The sequence below is a fragment of the Aminobacterium sp. UBA4987 genome (assembly GCF_002396985.1).
Taxonomy (GTDB): domain Bacteria; phylum Synergistota; class Synergistia; order Synergistales; family Aminobacteriaceae; genus Aminobacterium; species Aminobacterium colombiense.
On the sequence record NZ_DGZF01000009.1, the window covers coordinates 109,096 to 132,986 of the forward strand.

At 46.7% G+C, this 23,891-nt stretch carries 22 protein-coding genes and 3 tRNA genes; 24 read left to right on the plus strand and 1 reads right to left on the minus strand.

Features of this window, described 5'->3' with window-relative positions:
• The first annotated feature begins 98 nt into the window (after positions 1-98).
• The 17 genes from B2U56_RS04560 (at position 99) to B2U56_RS04640 (ending at position 14,181) form a co-directional block, all read left to right on the plus strand.
• Positions 99-470, plus strand: a complete 372-nt coding sequence (locus B2U56_RS04560) for a YraN family protein (protein ID WP_013048905.1) — start codon at positions 99-101, stop codon at positions 468-470.
• Complete coding sequence (locus tag B2U56_RS04565) at positions 467-1,969, plus strand: YifB family Mg chelatase-like AAA ATPase (RefSeq protein WP_286952579.1); 1,503 nt, start codon at positions 467-469, stop codon at positions 1,967-1,969. The genes B2U56_RS04560 and B2U56_RS04565 overlap by 4 nt, the downstream gene beginning before the upstream one ends.
• Positions 1,966-3,072 (plus strand): DNA-processing protein DprA, encoded by a 1,107-nt coding sequence (gene dprA / locus B2U56_RS04570; RefSeq protein WP_013048903.1) that lies wholly within the window; start codon positions 1,966-1,968, stop codon positions 3,070-3,072. The genes B2U56_RS04565 and dprA overlap by 4 nt, the downstream gene beginning before the upstream one ends.
• Before the next feature lie 14 nt (positions 3,073-3,086).
• The gene (locus B2U56_RS04575) at positions 3,087-3,359 is read left to right on the plus strand and encodes a hypothetical protein (RefSeq protein ID WP_013048902.1); all 273 of its coding nucleotides are present in this window, start codon (positions 3,087-3,089) and stop codon (positions 3,357-3,359) included.
• 14 nt (positions 3,360-3,373) lie between these two features.
• Positions 3,374-5,509, plus strand: a complete 2,136-nt coding sequence (gene topA / locus B2U56_RS04580; protein WP_013048901.1) for a type I DNA topoisomerase — start codon at positions 3,374-3,376, stop codon at positions 5,507-5,509.
• A 3-nt stretch (positions 5,510-5,512) separates the two neighbouring features.
• Positions 5,513-6,829: a methylenetetrahydrofolate--tRNA-(uracil(54)-C(5))-methyltransferase (FADH(2)-oxidizing) TrmFO gene (trmFO, locus tag B2U56_RS04585; protein WP_286952582.1), complete on the plus strand. Its 1,317-nt coding sequence runs from the start codon at positions 5,513-5,515 to the stop codon at positions 6,827-6,829.
• Positions 6,830-7,017: 188 nt separating this feature from the next.
• Positions 7,018-7,911 (plus strand): tyrosine-type recombinase/integrase, encoded by an 894-nt coding sequence (locus B2U56_RS04590; RefSeq protein WP_286952584.1) that lies wholly within the window; start codon positions 7,018-7,020, stop codon positions 7,909-7,911.
• A complete protein-coding gene (gene hslV / locus B2U56_RS04595; RefSeq protein WP_013048898.1) occupies positions 7,904-8,446 on the plus strand; it encodes an ATP-dependent protease subunit HslV in 543 nt (180 codons plus the stop codon). Before B2U56_RS04590 ends, hslV begins: the two co-directional genes overlap by 8 nt.
• Positions 8,443-9,849, plus strand: coding sequence for an ATP-dependent protease ATPase subunit HslU (hslU, locus tag B2U56_RS04600; protein ID WP_013048897.1), 1,407 nt, complete (start codon positions 8,443-8,445; stop codon positions 9,847-9,849). Before hslV ends, hslU begins: the two co-directional genes overlap by 4 nt.
• 21 nt (positions 9,850-9,870) lie before the next feature.
• Positions 9,871-10,716, plus strand: coding sequence for a GTP-sensing pleiotropic transcriptional regulator CodY (gene codY, locus B2U56_RS04605; protein ID WP_273015676.1), 846 nt, complete (start codon positions 9,871-9,873; stop codon positions 10,714-10,716).
• A gap of 84 nt (positions 10,717-10,800) precedes the next feature.
• The gene (locus tag B2U56_RS04610) at positions 10,801-11,163 is read left to right on the plus strand and encodes a response regulator (protein ID WP_013048895.1); all 363 of its coding nucleotides are present in this window, start codon (positions 10,801-10,803) and stop codon (positions 11,161-11,163) included.
• A 182-nt stretch (positions 11,164-11,345) separates the two neighbouring features.
• Entirely contained in the window at positions 11,346-11,765 is a 420-nt protein-coding gene (locus tag B2U56_RS04615) for a S1 RNA-binding domain-containing protein (protein WP_013048894.1), read from the plus strand.
• A gap of 77 nt (positions 11,766-11,842) precedes the next feature.
• Positions 11,843-12,421, plus strand: coding sequence for a DUF501 domain-containing protein (locus tag B2U56_RS04620; protein ID WP_286952588.1), 579 nt, complete (start codon positions 11,843-11,845; stop codon positions 12,419-12,421).
• Entirely contained in the window at positions 12,376-13,776 is a 1,401-nt protein-coding gene (gene argH, locus B2U56_RS04625; RefSeq protein WP_286952590.1) for an argininosuccinate lyase, read from the plus strand. Before B2U56_RS04620 ends, argH begins: the two co-directional genes overlap by 46 nt.
• A gap of 158 nt (positions 13,777-13,934) precedes the next feature.
• Positions 13,935-14,010 (plus strand) — tRNA-Lys (locus tag B2U56_RS04630).
• A 4-nt stretch (positions 14,011-14,014) separates the two neighbouring features.
• A tRNA-Glu gene (locus tag B2U56_RS04635) sits at positions 14,015-14,090 on the plus strand.
• Between the two features lie 15 nt (positions 14,091-14,105).
• Positions 14,106-14,181: transfer RNA gene (locus B2U56_RS04640), tRNA-Thr, on the plus strand.
• A gap of 173 nt (positions 14,182-14,354) precedes the next feature.
• On the opposite strand, the gene B2U56_RS04645 is transcribed toward B2U56_RS04640, so the two are convergent.
• Positions 14,355-16,379, minus strand: a complete 2,025-nt coding sequence (locus tag B2U56_RS04645) for a serine hydrolase domain-containing protein (protein ID WP_286952592.1) — start codon at positions 16,377-16,379, stop codon at positions 14,355-14,357.
• A gap of 574 nt (positions 16,380-16,953) precedes the next feature.
• On the opposite strand from B2U56_RS04645, the gene cobC reads away from it, so the two are divergent.
• From cobC to lpxC, 7 genes are all read left to right on the plus strand, one after another.
• Positions 16,954-17,610, plus strand: coding sequence for an alpha-ribazole phosphatase (gene cobC, locus B2U56_RS04650; protein ID WP_013048890.1), 657 nt, complete (start codon positions 16,954-16,956; stop codon positions 17,608-17,610).
• 64 nt (positions 17,611-17,674) lie between these two features.
• Positions 17,675-18,265: a sigma-70 family RNA polymerase sigma factor gene (locus B2U56_RS04655; protein WP_013048889.1), complete on the plus strand. Its 591-nt coding sequence runs from the start codon at positions 17,675-17,677 to the stop codon at positions 18,263-18,265.
• 59 nt (positions 18,266-18,324) lie between these two features.
• The gene (locus tag B2U56_RS04660) at positions 18,325-18,954 is read left to right on the plus strand and encodes a hypothetical protein (protein WP_013048888.1); all 630 of its coding nucleotides are present in this window, start codon (positions 18,325-18,327) and stop codon (positions 18,952-18,954) included.
• A gap of 32 nt (positions 18,955-18,986) precedes the next feature.
• Positions 18,987-20,723 (plus strand): BamA/OMP85 family outer membrane protein, encoded by a 1,737-nt coding sequence (locus B2U56_RS04665; protein WP_013048887.1) that lies wholly within the window; start codon positions 18,987-18,989, stop codon positions 20,721-20,723.
• 18 nt (positions 20,724-20,741) lie between these two features.
• Entirely contained in the window at positions 20,742-21,986 is a 1,245-nt protein-coding gene (locus tag B2U56_RS04670) for a hypothetical protein (RefSeq protein WP_013048886.1), read from the plus strand.
• Between the two features lie 13 nt (positions 21,987-21,999).
• Positions 22,000-23,049 carry a UDP-3-O-(3-hydroxymyristoyl)glucosamine N-acyltransferase gene (gene lpxD, locus B2U56_RS04675; protein WP_013048885.1) on the plus strand — a complete coding sequence of 350 codons (1,050 nt, stop codon included), beginning with the start codon at positions 22,000-22,002 and terminating at the stop codon, positions 23,047-23,049.
• Positions 23,046-23,885: a UDP-3-O-acyl-N-acetylglucosamine deacetylase gene (gene lpxC / locus B2U56_RS04680; RefSeq protein WP_013048884.1), complete on the plus strand. Its 840-nt coding sequence runs from the start codon at positions 23,046-23,048 to the stop codon at positions 23,883-23,885. The genes lpxD and lpxC overlap by 4 nt, the downstream gene beginning before the upstream one ends.
• Positions 23,886-23,891: the final 6 nt, after the last annotated feature.

The window sequence follows — 23,891 nt, forward strand, 5'->3', positions numbered from 1 at the left end:
CACCAGGGTTAAGCTCATACTGTGAAAGGCGCTGCGGATACAAGGCCGTAGCGCTGTTCTTGCTTTTCAACAACTTGACAAAGGAGATGGATAAAACCATGGATCATGTTGCACTTGGCCGTTGGGGTGAAGAAACAGCCAGTGCGTTCCTTCAGAAAAAGGGGTGGCGCATTATTGAACGTAACGTTTCATTTCCTCGGGGAGAGCTGGACATTGTAGCCATGGATAAAAAAGAACTTGTCATAGTGGAAGTCCGCACCCGATCTGTAGGACGCATTATGCCTCCGGAAGAATCTGTAGGGCCTGTAAAGATCAGGCGACTTATCAGAACCGGCTTTCTTTATATAGATCAGGTTCAATGGTCAGGAATATGGAGAATAGATCTCGTGGGGATCACTTGCCATAATAATATGTCCTCCTATACGGTAAAACATTATTCTGATATTACCAATGGAATGATGTTATCATGAAACCTGTTTACGGCATCACCCTCCAGGGAGTGCGGGCTCTTAAAGTAGAAGTGGAAGTAGAGATAACGGGAGGACTTTTTGTCATTGGTATAGTTGGGCTCCCGGATGCGGCGGTACGGGAATCTCGCGAGAGGGTTCGAGCCGCGTTAAGGAACCTTGATATACCTGTCCGCGGCCGTGTAACCGTCAATCTTGCCCCCGCCGATTGCCCCAAAGAAGGGGCTTTTCTAGATCTTCCCATTGCTATTGGCATCGCTCAACAACTAGGCGTCATTTCACTGCAAAGCCCCACCCTTTTTATGGGGGAACTGTCCCTTGACGGCAGATTGCGAAAAACGAGAGGGGCAGTCCCTGCTGCCTTTTTGGCACGAGACCTTGGAATGCCTCTTTTTGTTCCCAGGGGGAATGCTTTTGAAGTTTCTCTGGTTCCAGGCGTAGAGGCCTATGCCCTGTCAACTCTAAGCCAACTCTTTGATCATCTGCAAGGAGAGGAGATTTTGCTGCCCCTGGAAAAACAGCGTTTGCCTTCGCAGAAAAATATTCCCAATCCAGACCTTGCGGATATCAAAGGACAGGCCGGGGCAAAAAGAGCCTTGGAAATAGCTGCGGCCGGTCATCATAATTTGCTTTTTATCGGATCTCCAGGGAGTGGGAAGACCATGCTTGCCAGAGCAATCCGGGGGATTGTCCCTCCCCTTTCCCATGAAGAGCTCTTAGAAAGCCTTCAGATACACAGCTCAGCAAGGCCAGATTATAAGCCGTCCCTTGAGCCTCCTTTTCATATAGTCCATCCCACAGCGAGCACTGTGGCCATATGCGGCGGAGGAGCCTCCCTGCGTCCAGGAGAAATAAGTCTTGCCCATCGAGGTATACTTTTTTTAGATGAGTTTACGGAGTTTCGACGGGATCTTCTGGAGGCACTGCGGCAGCTCCTTGAAGATGGAAGTATCGTTGTTAGCCGGGCGGCTGGAAGGGTAGAGTTTCCTTGTCGCGTATTGCTTTTGGCAGCATGCAATCCTTGTCCTTGCGGCTGGGCTGGTGACCCGGTGGAGTCATGCAGCTGTTCAGCTTATGAGAAAGAAAGATATAGCAAGCGCCTTTCCGGCCCAATACTTGACCGCATTGACCTGCATGTTTCAGTTCCGCGCCTTCTGCCCAAAGAATTGATTTCTTTTGAAGATCAGAGTGGGGAAGATAGTGAAACTGTCCGCCAAAGGGTGTGTGAGGCAAGGGAAAAACAGCGATTGCGATGGAGAAAGTATGGTTTTCACTGCAATGCTGAACTTCCAGAGCGCATCATTAAAAGAGAGCTCAACCTCGGCACCGACGTTCGCCCATTTTTAATCCGGATGGCAGACAACCTGCGTCTTTCGGGCAGAGGCATAAGCAGGGTTTTAAAAGTGGCCAGGACCATTGCTGATCTTGATAATTCTTCTCGGGTACGGGTTCCGCACATATCAGAAGCTCTCGCCTATAGGGGAGGGGGGGGTTCTTCATGACGCCGCGGCAACAAGCCCTTTTATTGATGAACGCATTGGAAGCAGATAGCCGTTTATGGAATAGGCTGGTTGCCACAGAAGAAAGTATGGAGGCTCTGCTTTCCGCAAATCTCACAGAAGAACAACGGGGAGCTCTTTCACCGGGAGCTTGCGAGCGCATTGTTTCTTTAATTAGGTCTAAATGGGTGAAAAGACAAGAAAATAGATGGCATTCCATGGGGATTCAGGTGCTATATTATGGAGAAAAGGGATACCCCCCCTCTCTCCAGACCATGGAAAATGCCCCCTTGGTTCTTTTTGTACGAGGACGCTCGAGACTTGAAAAACCTATGCTGGCAGTTGTGGGAACTCGCAGAAGTACGTTTTATGGCCAGCAGGTAGCTCGTGCTTTAGGACGTGTTGCGGCTGAGCGGGGTTGCATCTTGTTGAGCGGCGGCGCTCTTGGCATCGATGGGGCGGCTCACGGTGGGTGTCTTGAGTCTGGTGGAGAAACAGCAGTAATTCTGGCTCATGGGCACAACCGTATTTATCCAAGGCAGCATAAGGACCTTTTTAGCAAGATTGTTGGTTCGGGGGCCCTTATTACTGAATATGGGTTAGGGGTTGATGCTAAACCCTGGCATTTCCCGAAACGAAACCGTATTATAGCTGGGTTGGCAGATGTAATTGTTGTGGTTGAGGCTCCTGTTCGAAGCGGAGCCATAGTAACAGCCCAATTGGCCCTTGACCTGGGAAAAGAAATCTGGGCTGTTCCAGGACGTATTGATGAAAAAGTGTGCAAGGGTTCTAACAAACTTCTTTTTGACGGAGCTAACCCCCTTATCGATGTTTCCGATTTTGCTGAAACCCTATGCTCGAAACAGCTTGATCTTTGGGGTTCTGATGTGCGGAAAAACAGGCAAAATCAATTGGATATAACAGAAAAAGAGCAAAAAATTCTCAATCTTTTTCAAATTCATGGAGATCGGACAGTTGACAACCTGTCTGCTGAATGTAAAATGACTGCCGCCGATGTTATCTCTTGCATAAGTCATTTGTCGGCGTTAAATCTTATCTATCAATCTGGGCCCGGTCGCTGGAGGGCCTCTATCGATCCCAAGTAAAGGAGCGTATCGTATTGACGCGATTGGTACATGATCTTGAAAGAATGTTTCTAACTGAAGATGCTCTAGACCTTATACACTACCTTCTTATGACTGAAGAATATCCACGAAAAGTCATAGAAATAGCTATTGAAGATGCCATCATGATCGGACAAATTCGGGGCGGGCATATTGATGCCCCATCTTTTTTGAACATTATTCAGAGGGCTGTCGATTCCAGCCTGGCAAGTTTTGACCTCATGGGTTCTCTTTATGACTCAGTTAAAGGTCAATATTTCGTTCATTAAACAAGGAGGATCTTATGACGAAGAAAGAATCGGGAAAAACCCTTGTTGTTGTTGAGTCTCCTACGAAAGCAAAAACTCTATCGAAAATATTAGGTTCAAAATATACGGTTAAAGCGAGTATAGGCCACATTAAAGATTTGCCTAAAAGCCGTATCGCCATTGATGTGGAGAACAACTTTCAACCTGAATATATTCTTGTAAAAGGTAAAGCCAAGATTAAAAACGAGTTGGTGAAACTAGCCCGGGGAAGTCAAAAGATTTTGCTTGCCTCAGACCCTGACCGGGAAGGAGAAGCTATTGCATGGCATCTTTGCAACATTCTTGATGTTGATCCTCAAACGTTATGCCGCATCCGCTTTTATGAGGTAACTCCAAAGGCTGTTAAAGAAGCTCTTAAAAAACTAGAACCAGTGGATATGAATCGGGTGAATGCTCAACAGGCCAGGCGGGTGCTTGATCGCCTCGTTGGCTATACTCTCAGTCCTCTTCTTTGGAAAAAAATTCGTTATGGTCTTTCTGCCGGCCGGGTTCAATCTGTAGCTCTCAATCTCATCTGTGAACGGGAACGGGAGATAATTAGTTTTGTTCCCTCTGAATACTGGCACATTAGCGTATTGGCCTCATCCCTTGATAAAACGAGGAATTATGATCTGAAAGTGATGAGCTTCAAAAATAAATCTTTCTGGAAAGAAGGCAAGCCTCTTCTTATTTCCAGCTCAGAGCAGGCGGAGAAAATAGCGTCAGATATTGCTAAACAGGAGCTTGTGGTAAAGGAGTATAAGGTCAAGGAAGGGAAAAGAGCCCCCTTGCCCCCTTTTAAGACGAGTACTCTACAGCAGGAAGCCGCTCGCCGCCTGGGTTTTTCTCCTCGCCGGACCATGAGGATTGCTCAGAGTCTTTTTGAAGGTGTCAGCGTACCTGGGCGAGGTCCAGTGGGCCTAATAACCTATATGCGCACTGATAGTCTTCGCATTGCCCCGGATGCCATTAATGGGGCCAGAACCTTTATTTCGGAAAGATATGAGGCAAAATATCTTCCAGCGAAGCCAAACTTCTTTGCGTCAAAGGCGAGAAGCCAGGATGCTCATGAAGCTATCCGGCCTACCGACGTGACATTAACGCCAGAGATATTAAAAAATGTTTTGAATTCCGAACAGCACCGTCTCTATACCCTTATCTGGAACCGTTTTGTCGCTTCTCAGATGGCCTCGGCATTAGTTGCCAATGCCATTCTTGATGTAGCGGCCGGTTCCTATGGTTTGCGCCAGACAGGAGAATCACTTATATTTGATGGCTGGGGAGCGGTATGGCCCCTTGAGTTGAAGGGGGGACAGCTTGATCCAGCACAGCCTGAAGAAACTCTTTTGTGTCAAGAGATTGAAAAAGAACAGCGTTTTACCAAGCCGGCCGCCCGTTATTCCGAAGCGACTCTCATCAAAACCCTTGAGGAAAAGGGAGTTGGCCGCCCATCGACCTATGCCACCATTGTAGAGACCCTTTACGATAGAGGATATGTGGAAAAAAATGAAGAAAAACGTATTGAGCCCACACAGTTGGGTATGACTGTAGATGACTTTTTACTCCAATATTTTGATTCTAAAAGTCAGTCCCCCATAGTTGATACTGGATTTACGGCCCAGATGGAAGAACAGCTCGACCTTATCGAAGAAGATCAACTTCAATGGGTAGAAGTAGTGCGATCCTTTTGGAATGGATTTACTAACACCCTTGAAGAGGCTAAGAAAGCTTCCGCTGTTGAATTGCCTGAACCGGAACCGATCGGTGAGGATTGCCCCGAATGCGGCAAGCCCTTAGTTAAAAAAAGAGGCCGTTTTGGGGAATTCATAGCCTGTTCCGGATACCCGGAATGTCGTTATACCAAGCCAATATTAAAAACTATAGGTGTTAAATGCCCTCTCTGTGGAGAAACAGAGGGTGGGGAAGTAGTTCGGAGAAGAAGTAAAAAAGGGAAATTCTTTTATGGTTGTTCTCGTTACCCTGAATGTAAATATGTTTCATGGAATGAACCAACTGGAGAAAAATGTAAGGAATGTGGCGCTTCTCTCATTCGCAAGAACAAGAAAAGTCTTCCAGAATGCCCTGAGTGTGGCTGGAAGAAAGAAAAAAAGGGCAAAAAGGAGAATAAGTAATATATGAGAAGATCTGATGAGATTCTAATTGTCGGAGGAGGGCTTGCAGGAAGCGAGGCAGCATGGCAGCTGGCTCAAAGGGGTTACTCTGTTTGCCTTGTAGAAATGAGGCCAATTGCTACCACTCCTGCCCATCAGACCGATATGATGGGCGAGCTGGTATGCAGTAATTCTTTAGGAGCAGATAATTTGACAAGCCCAGCCGGGATATTGAAAGGGGAGTTGCGCTACCTTAACAGCCTTATTATGGAAGCGGCTGATCATTCTTCTGTCCCGGCAGGGAAGGCTCTTGCCGTAGATCGGAATGTCTTTGCTGGCTATATTACAAAAAAACTTTCGGGGCATCCCCGAATTCGAATCGAGCGGCGAGAAATAACTGAGCTGCCTGAAGAGCCTGCCATTATAGCCACAGGCCCCCTTACGAGCCCAATTTTTGCTGAAAGGCTTCGGCAAGTGACAGGCCAAGAATATTTTTCTTTTTTTGATGCCATCGCGCCAGTGGTCTTTTATGACACCATTGATATGAATAAGGCCTATCGGGCTGGTCGATATGGTCAGCAAGCAGACTATATCAATTGCCCCATGAATGAAGAAGAGTACATAAAATTTTGCCAGGCCCTCCTAACGGCAGAACAGGCTCCCCGTCATGAGTTTGAAAAAGATGTCCGATATTTTGAGGGATGTCTGCCTGTGGAGGTCATAGCCTCCAGGGGAATTGATACTCTTCGTTTTGGTCCCCTCCGTCCGGTAGGACTTCCAAACCCCTCTACCGGAGCAGAACCCTACGCAGTAGTCCAGCTTCGCCAGGATAACGCAGATGGGACACTCTTCAATCTTGTAGGTTTTCAGACAAGCTTGAAGTGGGGAGAGCAGAATCGGGTTTTCAGAATGATTCCTGGCCTTGAGAACGCGGAGTTTGCCCGTTATGGCGTAATGCATCGGAACATATACGTCAATGCGCCTAAAGTGCTTGACGGTTCCCTTCGTCTGCGAGGGAGCAAGGCGTTGTTCCTTGCTGGGCAGATAACCGGCGTCGAGGGATATCTTGAAAGTACAGCTATGGGACTCGTCGCAGGACTTCACGTGGCTTTCTGTGCAGCCGGTTTGCAAATCCCCCTTTGGCCTAAGGAAACAGCCATTGGTTCCCTTCTTCGATATCTTGCGGAAACCGACCCAAAGGTATTCCATCCCATGAATGTTAACCTGGGCATATTCCCCTCCCTCGATGTTAAAATCCGCCCAAAAAGCTTGCGATGTCAAAAGGTGGGAGAACGAGCCCTCCGCGCCTTGGAAGAATTTGATAAAAACTGTTTGAAATAGGACTTCCCCCCTATTTTCCTAATAGACTATTGTTGTATAATGTATAATAATCAATTCCAATGATTGTTAAACTTTTTCGTTGTTGTATCCTTGGCATTTTTCTGACAATTCAAGTTGCAAAAGTTGCAATTTTATGGCATTCTGATTCTTTAGAAAAGTATCAAGTAGCAGGAAAAGAATGATAAAATATGGTTATGGTTGAAAAGTTATCTTTTGCGCTGGATTATTATTTGGAACAGATGCGTTTTGCCAAAAGCATGTCAATGTGTACAATAGAGAATTATGCTGTTGATCTCAATCAGTTTGTCAATTACCTTCTAGAACAGAATGTTACCCTTCTGTCTGAGGTCGATACTCGCGTTATTCGAGAATACTTGCGTGTTCTTGGCTCTTTGGGATATGCAAGATCCTCTGTTGCGAGAAAGCTTTCAGCTATAAAAAACTGGTTTGCCTTTCTTGTAGATAAAAAACTGGTGGGGAAGGATCCGGCAAAAAATGTTAAGGGGCCGCGTCTGCCGGGACGGTTGCCTCGCGCGTTAAGTGTTGAGCAGGTATCAAGGCTTATAGAAGTGGGATGTGCAAAGAGCGCTGATCCTCTTCGTGATAAAGCTGTTCTGGAATTGCTCTATGGCTGCGGCCTCAGAATCGGCGAACTAGTGGTCCTTCGCTGGGAAGATATAGATTTTGCGGAGAGATGGGTGCGTGTGCGGGGCAAGGGGAATAAGGAACGCATGATCCCTGTCGGAAAGATGGCTATAAAGGCTCTCTATAACTGGCGAGATAGTTGCCAAATGGGTATTTTTCTTTTTACCGGAGAAGAAGGGAGTCATCTTACAGTTCGAACAGTTGGCAGGATTGTCGATCGAGCCGCTAAACGCGCAGGCCTATCTGGTGTGACGCCCCACATGTTGCGCCATAGTTTTGCCACTCACATGCTTGAAGGAGGCGCCTCTATCCGTGTCGTGCAAGAGTTGTTGGGTCACGAAAGTCTTATCACCACCCAACGGTATCTCACAGTAACGGCCGAGCATTTAAAACAAAGTTATATAGAGGCTTTTCCGAGAACTAGGGGAGATGATTAAGCTGTTTAAAGGAACTACGATTTTATGTGTAAGACAAGAAAATTCAGTGGCAATGGCCGGAGACGGACAGGTTACCCTGGGAGACCAGATTATAAAAGCGGGGGCCCGTAAGGTCCGTCGACTCTATAAAGGCAAGGTTCTCGCCGGTTTCGCGGGAAGCACAGCTGATGCCATGACCCTTTTAGAGCGTTTTGAGGCCAGGCTGGAAGAAAATAGCGGAGATCTAATGAGAGCAGCTGTCTCTTTGGTAAAAGAGTGGCGTTTGGACAGGGCTTTAAGAAAACTTGAGGCTCTTATGCTGGTGGCAGATGAAGAACATACGCTCTTGCTTTCTGGTGCTGGAGATGTCCTCGAGCCTGAAAATAATGTGGCTGCTATTGGATCTGGTGCTGGTTTTGCCTTGGCCGCCGCACGGGCCTTTATGGAGTCCAGTGACAAAAAAGCGTCTGACATAGCTCGCAGGGCCATTGAGATTGCGGCGGATATTTGTATTTATACAGATAAGGAAATAACGGTAGAGGTGATTGGAGAATGATCATTCTGGCCGATGACAAACAGGATCTGACGCCCCGCATGATTGTGGAGTGCCTCGATAGATATATCGTGGGGCAGGAAAAGGCGAAGAGAGCTGTTGCCATAGCTCTTCGTAACAGAATGCGCCGGCGAAATTTGCCCCGGGATCTTGCAAATGAAGTGGCGCCGAAGAATATCCTCATGGTGGGGCCTACAGGTGTAGGAAAAACAGAGATTGCAAGGCGTCTGGCCGATCTCGTTTTGGCCCCATTTGTGAAAGTGGAAGCGACGAAATTTACTGAAGTGGGCTACGTTGGACGGGATGTAGACTCCATGATACGCGACCTCGTAGAAACAGCAGTAGCCATGGTGAAGAGGGTAAAAATAGAAGAAGTTCAAGGTCCTGCAGAGGAACGGGCGGAATGGCGGCTTGTGGATGCCTTGCTGCCACGGCCGGAGCGAAAGACATCTATGCCGGATTTTATGAAAATATTTTCAGGTAAGGAAGCTGAAGAAACGCCGCCTCAGGAAGAAGACACCATCCGGGAGTCTACAAGAAATAAGGTCTATGCCCTTCTTAAGGCTGGAAAGCTTGATGAGCGGGAAGTAGAGCTGGAAGTTGCTGAGAGCGCGTCCATGGGCATTCCTATTCTTGGAGGAGCAGGGATGGATTCCATGGGTATGAATATAAATGAAATGCTGAGTGGATTGCTTCCTAAAAAAACAAAAAAGCGTCGAATGAAAGTATCAGATGGAAAGAAACTCCTACAGGCAGAAGAAGCAGAAAAACTGATAGATATGGAGTCTGTAGCCAGAGAAGCACTGGATAAGGCCCAGGAAGAGGGCATTATATTCATTGATGAGATAGATAAGGTGGTTGCTCGAGGAACTTCCAGCGGTCCTGATGTAAGTCGAGAAGGAGTGCAACGAGACCTTCTCCCTATCGTAGAAGGATCTACCGTGCAGACAAAATACGGCACGGTAAAAACAGATCATATCCTCTTTATTGCAGCAGGGGCATTCTCAAGTGTTAAGCCCTCAGACCTGGTACCGGAACTCCAGGGCCGTTTCCCCATTCGGGTGGAATTGCAGCCCCTTGGGAGAGAAGAGTTGGCCCGCATACTTGTGGAGCCCGAAAACAGTTTAATTAAGCAATATCAGGCACTTTTAAGCACAGAGCGCATTGAAGTGCGGTTTTCAGAAGATGCCATTGAGGAAATAGCGGCAATGGCCGAAAAAATGAATGCTGAGATGGAGAATATAGGAGCCCGGCGACTCCATACCATGGTGGAGCAGCTTCTCGAAGAAATTAGTTTTACTGCGCCAGAGCGGCAAGGTGAAGTGGTTGATATTAACGCTCAGTTTGTAAAGGAGAGGCTTTCGCCTCTTATGGAAGACACAGACTTACGAAAGTATTTGCTTTAAATCATGCAGGAGGGATCGGAAATGGTAAAAAGTGACAAAAAAGTAGCAGAGAATAAGATTGGAATAGTTGATGACCCAGCAATGAAAGATTTGCTTGATAAGACTCGCCAGGTAGGCAGGGCCCTTCAGAGTCGGCGGGAAGGGACGAAACCAGATTATAGCAAACTGGCAAAACTTCTTTGTGAATTCTCAACAGCCAATGTCTATATCATTAACAGAGAAGGGCGGATACTAGGGCATTCATGGGTTAGCGAGTATCATTCAGAAGCAGTGGCGAATTTCCTTGAAAGGGGATATATGCCAGAAAGTTTTGTGGAAAAAATGAACCAGCACAGGGAGTCCATTTTGAGTGAAACAGATGGATATCTTTTCGATGATGAGGTCGCCTCGAAGGAAGCTCCAGAAAAGCATCTATTGTATGTTCCTATCTATAGCGCGGCAGAACGGCTGGGGACATTGCTTCTCGTAAGGTTCTTCAACCCCTTCTACATGAAAGATCTCATTTTGGCAGAATATCTTGCCACTCTCGTAGGTATCGAAATACTCCATGATCGAACACGAAGTATAGAAGAACGGGCGAGAGAACGCCTTGTGGTACAGATGGCTATGCGTGCTCTATCCTACTCCGAAGTAGAGTCTGTAAAGCATATCATCGCAGAGCTTGGAGCTTATGAAGGAGTCGTCATTGCAAGCAAAGTGGCGGATCGTGTGGGAGTTACAAGAAGTGTCATTGTAAATGCCTTGAGAAAGCTGGAAAGCGCTGGGATTATCGAAAGCAGAAGCCTAGGCATGAAAGGAACCTTTATTAAGATATTAAGTCCTCTTTTTATAGAAGAACTTGGGATGGTTCTTACCCAGAATAATTAACAATAAAACAGTGAAAGGGGCTGATCAGCCCCTTTCACTGTCCTTTCCCTTTCGAGTGGAGCACAACACAGGAGAGATGAATGCATGGGAAAAAGAGTGCTCGTAGTTGACGACGCCGTTTTTATGAGGATAATACTGAAAGATATTCTTTTAAATAATAATTTTGAGGTTGTAGGAGAAGCTGAGAATGGGAAAGTTGCGGTGGAAGCTTATCAGAGGCTTCATCCTGACATCGTGACAATGGATATATCAATGCCGAAGATGGATGGCATTGATGCGCTCAGGGCCATAAGAGCTTTAGATCCTGAGGCCAAGATTATTATGGTGAGTGCCATGGGACAGCAACCTATGGTCAGAGAGGCGATCAAAGCCGGGGCTCTGGATTTTATTGTGAAGCCTTTTCAGCCGGATCGGGTAGTGGAAGCTTTGAGCAGGGCCTTGGCCTAGATTATTCCATAGTTCACCAATAGAGGCACGGTATCTATATAATATAAATTGCTTCGAATAAGAATAGGATATTAAAGAGACTGGAACGCCGGTAATTTGGTATAATTCCAAAACAGATCTTTTTTGTCTAACTAGTTTTTAAAAAAGATTTTATATTAGCCTTCTGGAGGGTAGAAAAACTGATGGTAGAAGATAAGAGGAGTGACCAGGCTCCCGTGAGTGTCGGGGATACGGTCGAATGTGAAGTGGAGCAGATCATGCCTTATGGTGCTTTTGTACGCCTTTCCACGGGACAGAGAGCGATGATTCACATTTCAGAACTCTCGTATAGCTATGTTAAGAAAGTGGAAGATGTTCTTGAGGTCGGCAAGAAGGTAACGGCGAAAGTGATCAAGATTGACGAAAAAAACCGGATTGATCTTTCCTTGAAAAAAATGGAAGAACGTCCTCCTGTTGCTCCTTCTGCTCCTAAAGAGACAGAGGATAACTTTGAAAAAAAGCTATCAAATTTCCTAAAAATTAGCGATCAGAAAATAGCGGATCTCAATAGCAAGTTAAATAATGCGAAAGCGAGCAAAAAACGGAGCAAAAGAAGCAAATGACCCGAATAATAACAAAGCAGGGGAGCTTAAGCTCCCCTGCTTTGTATTGGAGCCTTACGAAAGAAGATACTGAAATTGTGAAGCGTCAAATGGTTCATCGCAAGTTTAAAAACGACATCGTGGCAGGAGTAACCTATTACTGCCAATGGGGGGCTCCACAAGTTCTCCTATGCAGGCCAATGGTGAAGAAAAGGCCTTTCCCCACGTCTTTTTGGTTAACGTGTCCCTATCTCATTCAGAAGTGCGGCGAACTTGAATCTCAACAGGGCGTGAAGGCTTTAGAAGAATATCTACAGAAAAGGGTTTCTCTCCATGATTGGGTTCTTTACCATATGCTTCATATGAATATACGCATGTCCCTTTTTCCTCCGGCCCAAAGAATGTACCTTCAAAAAAGACGGCCTTCATTATGGAAGGCTTTGCGTCGGGGAGGGGTAGGAGGGATTCAGGATAAAAATTCTTTTAAAGTAAAATGTCTTCATCTTCATGTCGCTTCATGGCTAGCGCTGAGAACACACCCTGCCGGAGAGTGGCTTCATCAAAACCTGCAACAGGTTAGCTGCCCCGTTCCAGAGAGCTACCCATGTTTTTATAAAAGGAGGGGGAAGGAATGTGGAAAGGGCGCTTTAGTGAAGAAACAGCAGAAATCGTTTTGAACTACACCCAGTCTCTTGATCTGGACTGGTGCCTTGCTCCCTTTGATATCCAGGGGAGCATCGCCCATGGGAGAATGCTTGTTTCTGCCGGTCTTTTGTCCCCTGACGAAGGAGAAAAAATAGAAGGCGGACTTCGTCAGGTCTTACAGGAAATAGAAGAGAAAAGTTTTACCCCCTCTATTGAATTAGAAGATGTGCATATGAACATAGAGCACCGTCTTACCCAATTGCTCGGACCTCTGGGGGCGAAGCTTCATACTGGGCGTAGCCGCAACGACCAAATTGCTACGACGTTGCGCCTTTATTTGCGTGATAGACTGCAAAAGGTTCAACAAGGCATGTTCACCCTTCTTGAGGCTATTCTGGAAAGAGCCCATGCTCATCGCCATATTGTTGTTCCGGGATACACTCACTTGCAGCAGGCTCAGCCAGTAAGCATGGGCCATTACTGGATGTCCCATTTTCAGGCATTTCGAAGGGATTGCATCCGTCTTCGGGCTGCTCTGGGCTCACTGGAAGATTGCCCTCTTGGCGCAGGGGCTCTTGCGGGTTCAACATTGCCTCTTGATCGTTTTTATACTGCAAAGGAGCTTGGATTTAAGAACCCGACGGAGAACAGTCTTGATTCTGTAGCCCATAGAGATTATTTATTTGATTATCACTATTTTGCGGCGGTGTTTGCAATACATTGCAGCAGATTGGCCGAGGATTTTATTATTTACAATAGTCAGGAATTTGGCTGGCTTAAACTTCCTGACGCTTTCTGCACGGGCTCAAGCATGATGCCCCAGAAGAAAAATCCTGACGTATTGGAGCTGACCCGTGGAAGGACAGGACAAATCATAGGACACTTCGTTGATTTGCTTGTTATGCTAAAAGGACTGCCCATGACATATAATCGGGATTTGCAGGAAGATAAACGAGGTCTTCTGGCATCTCTTGCCGTTATTCTCTCGATTATAGAAATTCTGCCAGAGTTTTTGTCTCGTGTAGAAGTTGATGAAAAAAGAGCTGTTTTAGGAATGGAAAATGGTATGATCCTTGCTACCGATGTGGCCGAGTATCTGGTTAAGGAAGGTGTTCCTTTCAGAGACGCTCATTGGAAAGCCGGACAGCTTGTTCGCTATTGTCTCGATAACGGGCGGTCTCTTCTGGATCTGACCCTGTCTGAATGGAAAGCTATTATTCCAGAAGCGAAAGAAGACCTTTTATCCATTCTTTCTCTTAAAGAGAGTGTCGCCAGGCGGCAAACCTATGGAGGAACAGGTTTTATATGTGTAGAGCGGCAAATAGAAGAAGGGGATGGGTGGCTCGCGTATCAAAAGAAGAGAGATGACGCCTGCTCTTCCAGTTGAATATGAAACCAAATAAAGGCAGGCAAAAGCTATTTTACAGGCCGAGATTCCCCTTGTCAGAAAACTTTCAATCCTGAGATTTTTAAAAAGGGCTTGACTTGCGGCGTTTTTTCTGTAGAATAAACCCTTGCGTAACGGCAGTAACAGGTCGAATGCACGAGCCGTTAGCTCAGTCGGCAGAGCACCGGACTTTTAATCCGGGCGTCGTGGGTTCGACTCCCACACGGCTCACCATAGCGGTCCCATCGTCCAGTGGTCTAGGACACAGCCCTTTCAAGGCTGCGACACGGGTTCAAATCCCGTTGGGACCGCCATTTTTCAATTTATCTGCCGGTGTAGCTCAGTTGGTAGAGCAGCGCACTCGTAATGCGCAGGTCGGCGGTTCGAGTCCGCCCGCCGGCTCCAGAGTTAGCATAAGTATGTTCCCCATGTGAACCCTTTCGTTCTCGTAAGCCCTCTGCCGATCCAAAGCATATTGAAGGCGCCATCGCATTTCGCTAAAAAAGCACCCCAGAAGTATACTCAGCCAATCGAATTTATTGCCGCCGTTTTTGTTGGAAACGAGAAAAACGGACAAATTACCGCACTATTATCGAAAAAGAATCTCCCGGTTCTCCCGCCAGGAACACCAGGCTTCCCCCGGGTACGGATATTTCGCTGCTGTCTATAATGCTGTCGTAAACTTTCTCTACCTGCCGTCTGGGAAAAATGATCACCCTGCCATTTGCTGGCTTTTCGATGGACATGATCCCTCCCTGTTCGACTTTCCTCCATTCATTTTCGCCCTCAGATCCGATCACTATGGTATTTTCCCCTGGTACTAGCGTTCCTGCGATATCTTCGCTCGAATAGACGAACTGGATTGCCTTCAAACGGATTGCGCCGTCTTTCTTAAAAAGCTGGATATTGCACTGATCGCGAAAGCCTGTTGCGGCAATTGCCCCAAAATCGGGGGTTTCCACCCTGTTCACTCCAAAGAATTTCACATACCCGGGAAGATCGCCGTACTCTTCAGATTTTACCAACAGATCGTCAGGAAGCTGCGCAAAGGGAGAGGCGTTGCGTATAAGCCAAAACCTGTCGTCCATTACCACCGACAGACTTTCTGGTTTTTCTACTGGATCAATCTTCTGGTACATGGGAATATCTGCCCCGTACTGCGGGACTTCTTCCATGACAAGATAAACTGTCTTTTCTCCCGTGAGAAAGTAATATCGGTAACCAGTTGCAAAATCATGAAATAAGCCTCCGTTGTGAACCAGTGAAAGAATCGGCTTCTCTTTATTCTCTTTCGCTTCTTCGTCTTCCGAAGGAGAAGCGAGGGAGTAGACGTTCAGCGTATGACTCTCTTTGTCAAAGATCATGCGAACAGCTTCTTGTGTGTTTACATAGAATCCCGCGAGTTTCAAAAACTCATCGGGAATGGGCTGTGGTTCTGGAGGTTTGACTGGAGAAACCGGTTTCGGTCCGGGGAGCCCCTTGTCCTTCATGAGCGCCTCCATAATACGGTGCGTAGCTTTTGCGGCGCCAGCTTGTCCGGAGTACGTCACTGCAACCGCCAGCCGTTCCTGTGGAAGGATCTGGAGATTGGTTGAATAGAACAAGGTCCCGCCGCTCTTGCCCAGAACCTGGTACCCGTTCTCCCGGTAGGCTGGAAGGAGTGCATAATCCCAACCGAAGGCATCTAAAAGGGCATCCCCCTTCAATAAAGAAGAAAAGGGGGTGGGCTGTTCCTTCAGAACATCCTTTAGCGAGGAATCTGAAAGAATGTTCATTCCGCCGGGGGCAAAACTGTCTCCAAACCGGCAGAGGTCCTCCGGAGTGGAGGAGAGCCCGCCTGCGCCCAGCACCGTAACTACCTCTGGGGGATATTTATTTCCCTCTTCATCGTAGAATTCGGCAATCTTTCCTCCAGTAACGCCAACACTCTCACCCGAGTTCCGCATTTCAAGGGGAGAAAATATCCTTTCGGTGACAAACGAGGCGAATGACTTTCCTGAAACACGCTCAACGATTATCTCGGCCAGGGTAAAACCATCATTGCAGTAAATACTCATTTCACCTGGGGTGTGCTTGAGAACCGCATTCTTCAATGTTTCAAGCAATAGGGTCTGGTGATCCTCGTCAGCCCTGTACCCAAAAACAAATGTGGAGCCAGGCAGGCCTGAAGAATGATTGAAAAGCATCCGCACCGTAATGTCCCGGTATCGGGGGTCCTTCATTACGAATTCAGGTATATGCTTTACCACGGGGTCTTCAAGGCTTAATTTACCATCATCTGCCAGCAGCAGAATTGCTACGGCAGCGAACATTTTGCTCGTCGAACCTATATTGAACCTGGTGTCTCTGTCCACGAGACGGTTAAGTGAGCGGTCTGCCGGTCCGAATCCCTCCGAATACACTATATTGCCCCTGTCCATCACTGCTACCGATGCGGAGTTTCCCCCTCCGGATATAATAGTTTTCCATATTATTTCTCTCGCGGTCGAAACTGTGTTCGGGTAATTAACGACATTGCCAGAACACGGCAAGATGAAGATGAAAAGAATTAATACAACACACGAAAGACTCATAAGAACAGGCAACGCCTTACGGGTTCTCATTAATGTTTCCTCCCTTTCACACGTTTTACTGCTTCAAGTTTGAAATCCTGTGTGTAATATTTGCACCTCTCTAATCTCCACTATATCGTCTCTTTGTACTGTCCATTAATTCGGGGGCTCTGCGATCAGGTATGCCCTTAACCCGAGTTTTCGCATCAAGTGCTTTTTGTGATAGGATGTCTGTAGCAAACGTACTTTATTTTTCTCCACTCATTTCGACCTGGTACGCAATCGGCCTTTTTACTGGTGTCTCCGTTAATTTCATTTTGACACCTTCTATGTATGTCGCATAATACAGCCAAAGTAAAATAAAAACAATAAAAGCGCGAGGCAATTAAAATCTATCTATTTTACGTGGGGATTTTTAAGATGGCTTGCAAATGGCAACGTTCCTCGGCTTGTAATCGCACTTGTAATGCGCAGGTCGGCGGTTCGAATTTGCCCGCTGGCTCCAGGTCCGCAGAGAGAATATAAAAGGCTTTGAGTCTTATTGCTGTTAGAGCAAAAGCCCAAAGCCTTTTTTATTGCGCAACGGTATAATGGCACAGAATGAAAACATAAAAGGGGATTTCAAATGGCACTGAAAAAGCAGATACTATTTATTCGTCACGGACAAACAGATTGGAATAATGAGATGAGGTATCAGGGGCAAAGCGACGTGCCTCTCAATGCGGAAGGCCTTGAGCAGGCTGATCGGGTTTCCCTTCGCCTGGCGGCATCCTTTGAGGCAGATCTTATCGTATCAAGCCCTTTGCTCAGAGCACGACGGACTGCAGAAATAATAGCAGCGCGGCAGAGCTGCAATGTGCTTCACGTGCGTGAAGGCCTAAAAGAAATTGCTTTTGGCGAATGGGAAGGACTTTCTGTCTCAGAGGTTGAAGCGCGGTTTTCTGAAGAGCATAGCCAATGGAGAAAAGATCCTTCAACCCTTGTCCCAAGGAGCGGGGAATCCTTTAACGAGGTTCGACAGCGAGTTGCGGAAATCCTTGATGAAATATTGAAAAGGGATGAAGAACGAATCCTTGTAATAGCCCACGGAGGTTCTATACGTACGGCCCTTGTTGAACTTCTAAAGGTCAGCTCTTCCCTTGTATGGCGTATGCGTCTCGATAATTGTTCTATTTCTTCCATACACGCTTACAGAAGTGTAATGATGCTTTCTTTTCTGAACGATGCTATGCATCTTTACGTACCGAGGGAAATCATTCAACAACTTCCCCTTTCTTCTTAGACAAGATAGAAACTAACTGGTAAAATTCCCATAGTTATGTCTGCATAGGGAGAGGAGGCTTTTTTTGAGCGGGAGATGGGATGAAGAACAGAACCAGTTACGTCTTTCTCCAGAGAAAGAAGAGATGCTTTGGGCCCGTTGTCATTTAGATGACGATGCCCGGGAGGAACTGATTATTTCTTATCGGCCTCTTGTTTTCTGGCTTGCTCAAAAATTCTATGTCTCTCCTTCACTCTACCCCGATTTAATTCAGGAAGGTATGGTTGCGCTTATTAAATCCGTAGATAAATTTGAGCCGGAGCGCCAGCTTAAATTTACCACCTATGCCTTTTACCGCATAAAAGGACAAATGGTTAATTTTCTCCAGAGAAGTGAGGCCAAGGCGCCTATTCCCATGGACGATGAAGACATGAGAATACAAGACAATTTTTCTTATGAGACCTACGATCTCCTTCTTACCCTTTCTCAGGAAATAAAGAATTTACCTGACCGTGAAGGGGAAATAGTAAGGGAGATGTTTTATAAAGGACGCGAGGCAAAAGAGGTTGCTGACAAACAGGATCTTGATATTAGCCACGTATATCGTCTCAGACGAAATGCTGTAGCACGGCTTCGGAGTTGGATTTTTCCCGACCATACCACTAAGAAGACCTAAAAAGTGATAAGTAAAGAGAGGGTTATAATGACGGCAGTGTCTTCAGGAGTGATGGCAGTATGGAAAAACGCATCGCAAGGGTTGTAAGATGGCTTGAAAGGTGTGTTTCTGCGTCAAAAAGCAAAGCGTGGCATAATGCGCTGACAGAAATGGAGTGCGCCAGGGCTGAGCTTGAAGAGGCAAGAAGGGAACTGTGGGAATTGGCTGCGGAAAATGAGCAGCCGAAAAGAAATATGTTTGTTGTTGATTTAAGTCGGGTCGCGGCCCTGGCTATATTTTTCCTGTGTGTTCTTTCTGTCCCCCTTTCGGCTCCCATAGGCAATAGTCAGAGAAACATTGTTATGAATAATGATGATCTTATATTGGAATGGGTAACTTCTGATGAAAAAGCAGTTTTAGCAGGCTTGCGGAAAAGTCTGAGCGAAAGCAACCTTGAAGCTTTAAAAAGAGAGCAAAAAAACGAGTTGGAAAAAATTCCTTTGCCTTCCGCTACAACTGTGTCAAGTTTTAAACTTGTTCCTGTCCAGCCCAAAAAACAGATTTCTTTTGAACCTGAACAGCATGTTTTCCAGGATCAGAAAAAAAGCGATGAAAAACCTGTTGCCCTAGAACGTATTTTGACCCTTATGCAAATTGGGCAAAATGCCTTGCGAGAAGAAGGGCCTGCTATAATCATTAATAGACAATAAAAACTTCACCTTCCCGGAAGGAGAGATTACGTGTGAAACGACCAGTTTTTATATCGATAATGTGTTTCTTTTTTATGATGTTCATGTCTCTGGGAGTTTGGGCTCAAGAGCCTCCTGTCGTTTCGCGGGATGTACGAGGTAATGAGCATGTGGTATCAGAGCACATCCTTTCGGCTACTGGAACGAAAATAGGAGAACCATTAAACCGTGAACAGCTTCAGAAAGATGTAGAGGCAATTTATGAGTTAGGATTTTTTTCTTTTGTAGATGTGGATCTCGCCGTTGTGGAAGGTGGCGTTGGAGTTACCTATGTGGTGAAAGAAAACCCAGTGGTAGATAAAATTGAGTTCTCAGGCAATACTGTTTATAGCGATGAAGATCTGTTAAAACTGGTTTTCACCGCGCCTGGAGCTGTGTTTAACAGGGTCTTTTTCCGTCACGATCTGGAACGCATACAAGAAAAATATCAGAAAGATGGCTACGTCATGACTCGAATTGCCGATGTGCAGATTGAGGGCGGCATTATTAATGTGCAGATTATGGAACCTATTGTAGGTGACATTATTATTCAGGGTAACACAAAGACGAAGAGCTACGTCATAGAGCGCCAGATCAAGGTTAAAAAAGGCGACCTTTTTAATGCCACTGTGCTTCGCCACTCCATTAACAAAATTCAGCAGATGGGCTTTTTTGAAGATGTGAACGTGGGCTTTGAACCTGGAGATACTCCCCTTGCTACAAATGTTGTGGTAACGGTAGAAGAGAAAAAGACAGCTGCTGTTGGGCTTTCCATAAGCCATGGCACTGAAAGCGGCTGGTCAGGCGGACTATCTTATGGAGATTCCAACTGGAGAGGAAAAGGGCACAATGCCGAAGTAGGCTTTGAAACGGGAGATAACGAGCAGTACTGGCTGACATATACAGAGCCCTATATGGATGATATATATTATGCTTGGAAAGTGGGCGCCTACAAGCGTGTATATGAGGAGCGAGGCTTTTACAGAGCGGGAGCAAAGCGCCTTGAATACGATGAGGAACGGGTAGGGTTCTATATTGGCGCCGGTAAAAAGTTCAGTTTCGATCCACGCCTAAGCTGGTATCTGACCCTTGATTGGCATGATGTTGATGTTTCTAATGTCGTAAAACTGCCTGCCGGAACCCAGGAAGACCTTGATGACCTGACCACGGGAACCACCTTTGCCGTTATCGGGACATTGACCTGGAACACGTTAGATGAATACCTCAGTTATTCCAAAGGCCACATTATTGATTTAAGTGTTGAACATGCCCTGGATATGTTGGGCGCTGACTGGACCTACACTAAATATTGGGCCCAGGGTCGCTACTATATTCCTGTCATGGGATTAGGGGATTTTTTGGATTTCAATTTAGGGAAAGAAGACAATCCACCTATTTTCGCTACCCGCATCAAGGCCGGCTTTTCTTCCGGTGTCCTTCCTTCTGCCGAAAGGTATTCTTTAGGGGGATCGAACTCTCTTCGAGGATACGATGGCGGCGAGTTTGAGGGGGATGAAATGTTTCTCGCGAACGTAGAAGCCCGCATTCCTATAGAGAGTGCCTTTGGATTTGTGCTTTTTTACGATATAGGCAATGCGTGGCGTGGAGAAGACAACTTCAGTTTCTCAGATCTTCATGACTCATGGGGTGTGGGGGTAAGAGTGAAAACCCCCCTTGGGAACCTTCGTCTGGATTACGCGCAGGGAGAAGATGAGAACAAGACCCACTTTGGTTTTGGAGAACTTTTCTAAGGGGTGAGATCGCCCATTATGACAAGAAAGAGCAGGGCTGTAGCCGCTGCGTTTCTGGCTGCGGCCCTTCTTTTTATGTCGCTCCCTCTTTACGGAGCCGTTCATATAGAGGGAATGCCGGCATGGATGGCAGAAAGCGCGGAAAAAAGCCTGAGTGCTGTCTGGGGGGAGATGGATACTTCCATCTCTTTGTCAGAGCGCTTTAAGATGCTTACTCTCGTTGCGGACCGATTGCTAACGGGGTACGTGTTCAGGTCGCCTCGTTATCGTAACAACCAAGTTGAAGTAAAAGCCCATGCTGAAGAAGCCCTGGCCTGGGAGGTGGAATTGCAAATGCCATCCCTTCCTTCCCCTGGCGATAAATGGTTTCAGGAGGATACCGTTTCTCTCCCAGCCCTCATCCATTCCCACATCGATGGGGTGCCCCTTGCTGCCCTGGCCTGGGCGGATACGGCATTGAAACGGGAGATACGAAGTCTGACAGAAACCCGTGCTCCAGGTTGGGATATCGCGGTTTTTGTGGAATTGCCGGCAAATGCCAAGTCAAACATCCTTAAAGTTTCCTTTCTTCCGCAACAACCCTTTGTTCTGGCTGTAACCCCATCCGTCCAATCGGGATCCCTCCCTGTTGCATTTCAGTCTGATCTGAAAGATAATTTGCAGTCGGGCCTTTTTCCCATTGTAGGTCTGCCAGTAGAATGGGTTTCCCACCACAAGAACGATATTGAAAAACTGGCAGAAAAAGCCTTGGAAGACCGCAACATAGTGGTCAATTCAAAAGCCAAGGTTAGTGTAGATTTTCGCCCTGCGCAGATCTCACGAGCAGATGCTCTTGTAGAGAGTTCCCGGTTTACTGTTCAGGCGTGGGCAGCCGCCTACGGTGGAACGGATGATAAATATCCCGAGGTGGGACTTCACATAGGCAGAAAATCCCTTCCTGTAAGTGGCTGGGATGTTGAACTTTATGGCGAGTGGATTCTTTCCACCAATGATTTTGATCTTGAAAGTCGCTGGGGGGCGCGGTGGAAGGTTCATCCACGAATGCTCCTAGGGGCAGAACTGGCCTATCCTGGAGGAGAAGTATGGTGGAGATTCTGGTTTACTGGCAAGGTCAAGGAACCCTACGCATGGTGGCGGTTTAGTGAGGATAGTTACAGTAATTTTGGCGTAGGCTATCGAATAAACGAGTTTTTATCTATTGAATTGCATTATGACGAACGTGACGAAGATCAATGGAGTATTCGCGCGGTCGGCAACTTGTAAGGGGGCAGCAAAAGTGGACAAAATATCTGACACACCCATGACTCTTGGTCAGATTGCAGCATATATTGGAGGGAAAGTTATTGGGAACCCTCATATTTCAGTAAAGGGACTTGTTTCTCCCGAAAAAAGCGGAGAAAAGACCTTGAGTGTGGTCTGGGAAGAAAAAGAGCTGGGGATGCTGTCTGCAGAAGCTTTTTTAGCAGCCCCTGAAAAATTTTTTACAGAATCCCGACAAGGTATTGTCACAGAAAAACCCAGGGAAGCCTTTGCAAGGTTGCTTTATCTTTTTAAGATTCCCCAATCCTTCCCTTATGGGATTCATCCCTCAGCGGTGGTTTCTGAAAATGCTCGCATTGCAGATACGGCATATGTCGGGCCTCTTTGTGTTATAGAGGAAAATGCTGTAATTCATGACGAGGCTATTTTGGAAGCTCAGGTTTATGTGGGTGCGCGATGTTCTGTCGGAAAGGGTACGCATATTGAGCCCATGGCAGTGCTTTATGAGAATGTGACCATTGGAGAGAGGGGATTGATCCACAGTGGCGCCATTATAGGGTGCGACGGCTTCGGCATTATTCCATCCTCCCATCCTGATGAGCGCCCGCAGAAAGTGCCTCAGATCGGGGGGGTCGTTATAGACGATGATGTGGAAATAGGGGCTTGTACCACAATTGACAGAGGGACTCTCGACGATACGTATATAGGAAAAGGAACCAAAGTAGACGACCACGTCCATATTGCCCATAACGCTCGCATCGGTGATAATTGCATTGTTGTAGCCATGACGGGCATTGCGGGAAGCGCAGAGATCGGCGAGGGGGTTATATTGGCGGCTCGAAGCGGTGTGCGCGACCACGTTAAGATAGGGAATCGAGCTCAGGTAGCTGCCAATGGCGGAGTCATTAAAGATGTTCCTCCTGGTGAAATAGTATCAGGATTTCCCGCTCGTCCCCATAAAGAGCAATTCAGGGCCCAGGCCCTCTATCTTCGTCTGCCGGAACTTTTTTCGCGAATTAAGGCTTTGGAAAAAAGATTGGCAGAATCCGGGGAAGATTCTAAATGAGCTTTTTGCGCACCATAAAGACCCCTGTTTTTTTTCAAGGGACGGGTCTTCATTCCGGGGAACCGTGCAGGGCAGAAATAATTCCCTTTTACCATAAAAGGGGAATAGTTTTTGAAATTGGAGGCCGCCGCTACCCCTTGAGGGATGCAGTCTTTGAAGGAAGCGGCCGAGGGACGGAAATAATTTTCCCTGATAACACAGTAGTCAGGACCGTAGAACACCTTATGGCAGCCCTTTATGTTTTGGGTATTGGCCAGGCTTTGATCAGGATAAGTGGGCCTGAAATGCCTATTCTTGACGGCGGCTCCCTGACATTTGCGCAGAAGCTCAGCGAGGTGGAACTGGTAGAAACAGAGCATCACGAAGATCCGCTCTGCCTCTTTGTGCCTGTTGTAGAAAGAGATGAGACTCAAAAAAAGATCATCTGTGCATTGCCCGGTGAGGGTCTTTCTATTACCTATGTGATCGAATATGAAAATCCGGTCATCGGCACTGAAATCTATGACTTCAGGGTGACTGCGGAAGGTTTTTTAAAAGAGATAGCTCCATGCCGCACCTTTGCTCTTGAAGAGGAAATGGATACTCTAAAAAAGCGAGGGCTCGCAAAGGGAGGAAGTCTCGACAATGCGGTTCTTGTGACTTCACAAAAGGCGCTAAACAAAAGAGGCCTTTATTTTTCTGATGAATTCGTCCGTCACAAGATTCTTGACCTTATCGGCGATATAGCGTTGTTGGGGCGGCCTTTACATGCCCATATAGTGGCTATTCGAACGGGGCATGACATGCACCTTCGCCTCCTTCGCCGATTAAAACAATTAGAAAGCCGGCAACAATGAAAGGAG